This window comes from Streptomyces gottesmaniae (assembly GCF_031845845.1).
In the GTDB taxonomy this organism is placed as follows: domain Bacteria; phylum Actinomycetota; class Actinomycetes; order Streptomycetales; family Streptomycetaceae; genus Streptomyces; species Streptomyces akebiae.
The window spans coordinates 40,221-47,187 of record NZ_JAVRFJ010000059.1 but is presented as its reverse complement, the minus strand read 5'-3'; the positions used below and the strand labels follow the sequence as shown (position 1 = coordinate 47,187).

7 protein-coding genes are annotated in these 6,967 nt (G+C 72.1%); 5 read left to right on the top strand and 2 right to left on the bottom strand.

Annotation, left to right across the window (positions count from 1 at the left end; all coding sequences use genetic code 11):
* On the top strand, positions 1-140 hold a 140-nt coding region (locus RM704_RS41715), incomplete at its 5' end, for an acyl-CoA carboxylase biotin carboxyl carrier protein subunit (RefSeq protein ID WP_311593061.1).
* Positions 141-336: 196 nt separating this feature from the next.
* Positions 337-903 (top strand): TetR/AcrR family transcriptional regulator, encoded by a 567-nt coding sequence (locus RM704_RS41710; RefSeq protein ID WP_033527038.1) that lies wholly within the window; start codon positions 337-339, stop codon positions 901-903.
* 37 nt (positions 904-940) lie between these two features.
* Here the strand turns inward: RM704_RS41710 and RM704_RS41705 are convergent, their stop codons facing one another.
* Both RM704_RS41705 and RM704_RS41700 read right to left on the bottom strand, forming a co-directional pair.
* Positions 941-1,948 carry a DeoR/GlpR family DNA-binding transcription regulator gene (locus RM704_RS41705; RefSeq protein WP_078937090.1) on the bottom strand — a complete coding sequence of 336 codons (1,008 nt, stop codon included), beginning with the start codon at positions 1,946-1,948 and terminating at the stop codon, positions 941-943.
* Between the two features lie 106 nt (positions 1,949-2,054).
* Positions 2,055-3,503 (bottom strand): NAD(P)H-quinone dehydrogenase, encoded by a 1,449-nt coding sequence (locus RM704_RS41700; protein ID WP_033527040.1) that lies wholly within the window; start codon positions 3,501-3,503, stop codon positions 2,055-2,057.
* A gap of 194 nt (positions 3,504-3,697) precedes the next feature.
* Between RM704_RS41700 and RM704_RS41695 the strand changes: the two genes are divergently transcribed.
* The 3 genes from RM704_RS41695 (at position 3,698) to RM704_RS41685 (ending at position 6,958) form a co-directional block, all read left to right on the top strand.
* Complete coding sequence (locus RM704_RS41695; RefSeq protein WP_033527041.1) at positions 3,698-4,135, top strand: gamma-glutamylcyclotransferase family protein; 438 nt, start codon at positions 3,698-3,700, stop codon at positions 4,133-4,135.
* 130 nt (positions 4,136-4,265) lie between these two features.
* Positions 4,266-5,090: a purine-nucleoside phosphorylase gene (locus RM704_RS41690; RefSeq protein WP_033527042.1), complete on the top strand. Its 825-nt coding sequence runs from the start codon at positions 4,266-4,268 to the stop codon at positions 5,088-5,090.
* Between the two features lie 236 nt (positions 5,091-5,326).
* On the top strand, positions 5,327-6,958 hold the full coding sequence (locus RM704_RS41685) for a phospho-sugar mutase (protein ID WP_033527043.1): 1,632 nt from the start codon (positions 5,327-5,329) through the stop codon (positions 6,956-6,958).
* Positions 6,959-6,967 lie beyond the last annotated feature (9 nt).

Sequence of the window (6,967 nt, the reverse complement as noted above, 5' to 3'; positions counted from 1 at the left end):
GCGACCTCGTCGTCGTCCTGGAAGCCATGAAGATGGAACAGCCCCTCAACGCCCACCGCTCCGGCACCATCAAGGGCCTCACCGCCGAAGTCGGCGCCGCCCTCACCTCCGGCGCCGTCATCTGCGAAATCAAGGACTGACCCGCACAACCGGACAACCGCATCCCCGCGCCCCACGCTTCAGGGGCGCGGGGACACGCACGAGAAACCGGCACTCACCGGCACCCGCGCAACGACCCCCCTCACCCGAGCTCTTAGGCTGGGCACCCCCAGCGGCAGAGAGCAGGTGAACACCTCAGTGAGCCTCACCCCGGCCCAGCGGCCGGCAGGGCGTCCCATGCGGGCCGACGCCCGCCGCAACCACGACCGCCTGCTCACCGAGGCCCGCCTCGCCTTCGCGGCCCACGGCACGACCGCCTCGCTCGAAGACATCGCCCGCCGAGCGGACGTGGGCATCGGCACCCTGTACCGCCACTTCCCCAACCGCCAGGCCCTCCTGAGCGCGGTCTTCGAGGAAGCGGTCTCCGACCTGCTGGCCCGCGCCCAGGCACATCTGCACGCGGACCGACCGTGCACGGCGCTCGTCGCCTGGCTGCGCGACATCATCACCCACGCGGGTGAGTACCGAGGTCTGGCGCAGGCCCTGATGACGGTCTCGTACGCGGACTCCCGCGCGATGGCCGAGAACCCCTCGGACCTGGCCCGGTGCTGCGCCCCCATCCGGGAGGCGGGCACCGCCCTTCTCCGGCGGGCGCAACACGCGCGCGCCGTACGTGACGACGTGTCCATCGGCGATCTGCTCCAGCTCACCCACGCGATCGCGCTGGCGGCCGAGGAAACCCCGGACGATCCGGAGTTGGCCGACCGCCTGCTGACGCTGACCTTGCGCGGCCTGAAGCCGTGACCGCCGGACCGAGCCCACGTGGCTCGGCCCGCGCGCCCTACCTACGCCGCAGATCCGCGACCCGGGCGGCGCGCTCCCGCTCCCGTTCACCGGCGGGCGGCTGGTCCCCGAGGACCGTGGCGGTGCGCAACTGGGGCGCGGTGCCGTGGACCTGGTTGCGACGGGGCCCCGGAAGGGGCATGTCCCGGCGCGAGGGGCGCGCCGGGACGGGATCGCCTCCCGTACCACCGCCGCCCGACGCCCCGGCCACGGAGATCTGCACACCCTGATCGGCCAGCGCCTGCAACTCGGGGACCGCGCGGTCGTCGTGCCCGGGCGGATCGTCGGTGACCAGCCGGGTTATCACATCCGTCGGCACCGTCTGGAACATCGTGTCGGTGCCGAGCTTGGTGTGGTCGGCGAGCACGACGACCTCGGCGGCGGCCTGGACCAGCGCGCGGTCGACGGACGCCGACAGCATGTTGGACGTGGACAGGCCGCGCTCGGCGGTCAGTCCGCTCCCGGAGAGGAAGGCCTTGGAGACGCGCAGCCCTTGGAGGGACTGCTCGGCTCCGGAGCCGACCAGGGCGTAGTTGGAACCGCGCAGGGTGCCGCCGGTCATCACGACCTCCACACGGTTGGCGTGGGCCAACGCCTGGGCCACCAACAGGGAGTTGGTGACGACGGTCAGCCCGGGGACCCGCGCGAGCCGGCGTGCCAGCTCCTGCGTGGTGGTCCCCGCCCCGACCACGATGGCCTCGCCCTCTTCGACGAGGCTCGCGGCGAGGTCGGCGATGGCCGTCTTCTCGGCGGTCGCGAGATGAGACTTCTGCGGAAAGCCGGACTCCCGCGTGAACCCGCCCGGCAATACCGCACCGCCGTGTCGGCGGTCGAGGAGTCCTTCTGCCTCCAGAGCGCGCACGTCCCGCCGTACGGTCACTTCGGAGGTCTGGACGACGCGGGCGAGCTCACGGAGCGACACGGCTCCATTGGCCCGCACCATTTCGAGGATCAATTGACGACGTTCTGCAGCGAACACGAAACTGACAGTAACGCCAACGACCATCTGCTTTCAGCAGTTTGCGCCGAATAGCAGAAGTTGTTCGCAGGGTGGGGCGAGAAGTGATATAGGGACTATCCCGGACGGAACCCGTCACATATCGGTCAGAACCTCAGACCCCGCCGCCCGACTTGCGCGTGTGCAGCTGGCGCGCGACCTCGGCGATCGAGCCGGACAGCGACGGGTACACGGTGAAGGCGTTCGCGATCTGCTCGACGGTCAGATTGTTGTCGACCGCGATCGAGATCGGGTGGATCAGCTCGGAGGCACGCGGGGAGACCACGACGCCGCCCACGACGATGCCGGTGCCCGGCCGGCAGAAGATCTTGACGAAGCCGTCCCGGATGCCCTGCATCTTGGCGCGCGGGTTGCGCAGCAGCGGCAGCTTCACCCCGACGGCGTCGATGACCCCGGCGTCCAGGTCGGCCTGGGTGTAGCCGACGGTGGCGATCTCGGGGTCGGTGAAGACGTTGGACGACACGGTCTTCAGGTTGAGCGGGGCCACGGCGTCGCCGAGGAAGTGGTACATGGCGATACGGCCCTGCATGGCGGCGACGGACGCCAGGGCGAAGACCCCGGTGACGTCGCCGGCCGCGTACACGCCGGGAGCGGTGGTTCGCGACACCTTGTCCGTCCAGATGTGCCCGGACTCCTTGACCTTGACCCCGGCCTCCTCCAAACCCATCCCGGCACTGTTGGGGACGGCGCCGACGGCCATCAGACAGTGCGAGCCGGTGATGACCCGACCGTCCGCGAGCGTCACCTCGACCCGGTCACCGACCCGTTTGGCGGACTGGGCCCGGGACCGCGCCATGACGTTCATCCCGCGCCGCCGGAACACGTCCTCCAGGACGGCGGCGGCGTCCGGGTCCTCACCCGGCAGCACGCGGTCACGGCTGGACACGAGCGTGACGCGCGACCCGAGCGCCTGATAGGCGCCGGCGAACTCGGCACCGGTGACACCCGACCCGACGACGATCAGCTCTTCCGGCAGCTCGTCCAGGTCGTAGACCTGCGTCCAGTTGAGGATGCGCTCGCCGTCCGGCTGCGCGTCGGGCAGCTCACGCGGATGTCCGCCGGTGGCGATGAGCACGGCGTCGGCGGTCAGGGTCTCCTCGGACCCGTCCGCCGCCCGCACCACGACCTTGCGCGACCCGTCGAGATCCTGCTGACCCGCCAGCCGCCCGCGCCCGCGCATGACCCGCGCGCCGGCGCGCGTCACGGAGGCGGTGATGTCGTGCGACTGCGCCAGCGCGAGCCGCTTCACACGCCGGTTGACCTTGCCGAGGTCCACGCCGACGACACGCGCGGGCGTGTCGATGTGCGGGGTGTCGTCGGCGACGATGATCCCCAGCTCCTCGTAGGAGGAGTCGAAGGTCGTCATCACCTCGGCCGTCGCGATGAGGGTCTTCGACGGCACGCAGTCGGTCAGCACCGACGCCCCGCCCAGACCGTCGCAGTCGACGACGGTCACCTCCGCGCCGAGCTGCGCGGCCACCAGCGCCGCTTCATATCCGCCGGGTCCGCCACCGATGATCACGATCCGAGTCACATGCCCCATTGTCCCGTACGCGCACGGGTGGCAACGAGTCGGGGGTACGGGGAGGGGGCGACCGGCCCGCGGCGCCGTCACCGGGGGCGGCGCGGACCCGGCGCGACCTGCCACGACGCACCGGCACCCGCCGCACGACGGTCCCCACCGCCTACGCGGGCGCCCGGCACCCCCCTCGCGGAGCGCTCCCGTACCCTCTCCCCATGTCGCTCTACGCCGCCTACGCCGGCAACCTGGACTCGCGCCTGATGTCCCGCCGAGCCCCCCACTCCCCGCTGCGCGCAACCGGCTGGCTGAACGACTGGCGGCTGACCTTCGGCGGCGAGCACATGGGCTGGGAGGGCGCCCTGGCCACGGTCGTGGAGGCGCCCCGCTCCCAGGTCTTCGTGGCCCTGTACGACATCGCCCCCAAGGACGAGGACGCCATGGACCGCTGGGTCGGCGTCGGCCTGGACATATACCGCCGGATGCGGGTCCGCGTCCACACGCTGGACGGTGAGGAACCGGCCTGGGTCTACGTCCTCAACGGCTACGAGGGCGGTCTGCCGTCGGCCCGCTACCTGGGCGAAGTGGCGGACGCGGCGGAGTCGGCGGGCGCGCCCCACGACTATGTGATGGAACTGCGCAAACGCCCCTGCTGAGGGGCCGGCCGAGGGGGCGGCGAGCACGACCCACGCCCGCACTCTGTGGTTGGAAACGACAAGACAACGATCCCGATCCGGTGAGCCTCCTCATCTACGCGCGTAGGCTCGAACCGGATACCCTCGTCGCGTGAACGCATCTCTTCTTCCGGACGACATCCAGGGCGACCCGTACGCCGCCGCCGACGCCGCCGCCGCGCGCCTGCGCGAGCTGACGGGCGCCGAGACCCACGACGTCGCGCTTGTGATGGGCTCCGGCTGGGCCCCGGCCGTGGACGCGCTGGGCGCCCCCGAGTCCGAGTTCCGGGTCACCGAGCTGCCCGGCTTCCCGCCGCCGGCGGTCGAGGGCCACGGCGGCAAGGTCCGCTCGTACAGGATCGGGAACAAGCGCGCGCTCGTCTTCCTGGGCCGCACCCACTACTACGAGGGCCGCGGTGTGGCCGCCGTCGCGCACGGCGTCCGTACGGCCGTCGCCGCCGGTGTGAAGACGATCGTCCTCACCAACGGCTGTGGCGGTCTCCGCGCGGGCATGCGCCCCGGCCAGCCGGTGCTGATCAGCGACCATCTCAACCTCACGGCGACCTCGCCGATCGTCGGCGCGAACTTCGTCGACCTGACGGACCTGTACTCCCCGCGCCTGCGCGCCCTGTGCAAGGAGATCGACCCTTCGCTGGAGGAGGGCGTCTACGCGCAGTTCACGGGCCCCCACTACGAGACGCCGGCGGAGATCCGGATGGCCCGCGTGATCGGTGCGGACCTGGTCGGCATGTCCACGGTCCTGGAGGCCATCGCCGCGCGCGAGGCGGGTGCCGAGATCCTGGGCATCTCCCTCGTGACCAACCTGGCGGCCGGTATGACGGGCGAGCCCCTCAACCACGAAGAGGTCCTCCAGGCGGGCCGCGACTCGGCGACCCGCATGGGCGCGCTGCTGACGCAGGTCCTGAACCGGCTGTAGCCCGGGGCTCCGGCGGGCAGGCGCGTTCGCGGCCCGCGGCTCGGTGGGCCTCTCGCGCCGTTCCCCGCGCCCCTGAAGCCGGGGACCCGCGCGAGCGGCCCCGTCCACCCGCACCCGAGGAACCGCCGAACGCGGGGTGGAAGGGGCGGCAGCCCGTGGCGGACGAGACGGGCAGGGGCGGCGGGGGCGAGCACAATCGAAGCGACACACAAACAAAGAACGAGAGGTTGACCCCCGTGCACGACGACCTGATCGCCCGCGCCAAGGCGTGGCTGGCCGAGGACCCCGACCCGGAGACCCGGGACGAGCTCGGCAGGCTGATCGACGCGGCGGACACGGCGGAACTGACCACCCGCTTCTCCGGCACCCTCCAGTTCGGCACAGCCGGCCTCCGGGGCGAACTCGGCGCCGGCCCCATGCGTATGAACCGCTCGGTCGTCATCCGCGCGGCCGCCGGTCTCGCCGCGTACCTGAACAAGCAGGGCGCCGGCGGCGGCCTCGTCGTCATCGGCTACGACGCCCGCCACAAGTCCGCCGACTTCGCCCGCGACACGGCCGCCGTGATGACCGGCGCGGGCCTGCGCGCGGCCGTCCTCCCCCGCCCGCTCCCCACGCCCGTCCTGGCCTTCGCCATAAGGCACCTGGGCGCGGTCGCCGGCGTGGAGGTCACGGCCAGCCACAACCCGCCGCGCGACAACGGCTACAAGGTCTACCTGGGCGACGGCTCCCAGATCGTGCCCCCGGCCGACGCCCGGATCGCGGCCGAGATCGACGCCGTGCGGTCCCTCGACGACGTGCCCCGCCCCGACACCGGCTGGGACACTCTCGACGACAGCGTCCTGGACGCCTATCTGGCCCGTACGGACGCGGTCCTGGCGCCCGGCTCCCCCCGGACCGCCCGCACGGTCTACACGGCCATGCACGGCGTCGGCAAGGACACCCTGCTCGCGGCCTTCGCCCGGGCCGGCTTCCCGGAGCCCGTCCTCGTGGCCGAGCAGGCGGAGCCGGACCCGGACTTCCCGACGGTCGCCTTCCCCAACCCGGAAGAGCCCGGCGCGATGGACCTCGCCTTCGCCGTGGCCCGCGACACGGACCCCGACCTGATCGTCGCGAACGACCCCGACGCCGACCGCTGTGCCGTCGCGGTCAAGGACGGGACCGACTGGCGCATGCTGCGCGGCGACGAGGTCGGCGCGCTCCTCGCCACCCACCTGGTCGCGCGCGGCGTCCAGGGCACCTTCGCCGAGTCGATCGTCTCCTCCTCCCTCCTCGGCCGTATCGCCGAGAAGGCGGGCCTGCCCTACGAGGAGACCCTCACCGGCTTCAAGTGGATCGCCCGCGTCGAGGGCCTGCGCTACGGCTACGAGGAGGCTCTCGGCTACTGCGTCGACCCCGAGGGCGTCCGCGACAAGGACGGCATCACCGCGGCCCTGCTCATCACGGAACTCGCCTCGCGGCTGAAGGAGGAGGGCCGCACCCTCCTCGACCTGCTGGACGACATCGCCGTCGAGCACGGCCTGCACGCCACCGACCAGCTCTCGGTCCGCGTCCAGGACCTCTCGCTCATCGCCGACGCGATGGAGCGGCTCCGCGAGCAGCCGCCGACCGCTCTCGCCGGCCTGCCCATCACCAGGGCCGAGGACCTGACCCGGGGCACCGACAGGCTCCCGCCCACGGACGGTCTGCGCTACACGCTCGACGGCGCCCGTGTCATCGTCCGCCCCAGCGGCACGGAGCCCAAGCTCAAGTGCTACCTGGAGGTCGTGGTGCCTGTCGCCGACCTGACGGCCCTCCCGGCGGCCCGCGCGAAGGCGACGGACCTGCTGGCCGGCATCAAGCGGGACCTCTCGGCGGCAGCGGGCATCTGACACGCCCCG

Bases quoted from the DNA above. Each gene is read 5' to 3' on its own strand.
- RM704_RS41710 (WP_033527038.1), top strand. From the start codon at position 337: ATGCGGGCCGACGCCCGCCGCAACCACGACCGCCTGCTCACCGAGGCC.
- RM704_RS41705 (WP_078937090.1), bottom strand. From the start codon at position 1,948: ATGGTCGTTGGCGTTACTGTCAGTTTCGTGTTCGCTGCAGAACGTCGT.
- RM704_RS41700 (WP_033527040.1), bottom strand. From the start codon at position 3,503: ATGGGGCATGTGACTCGGATCGTGATCATCGGTGGCGGACCCGGCGGA.
- RM704_RS41695 (WP_033527041.1), top strand. From the start codon at position 3,698: ATGTCGCTCTACGCCGCCTACGCCGGCAACCTGGACTCGCGCCTGATG.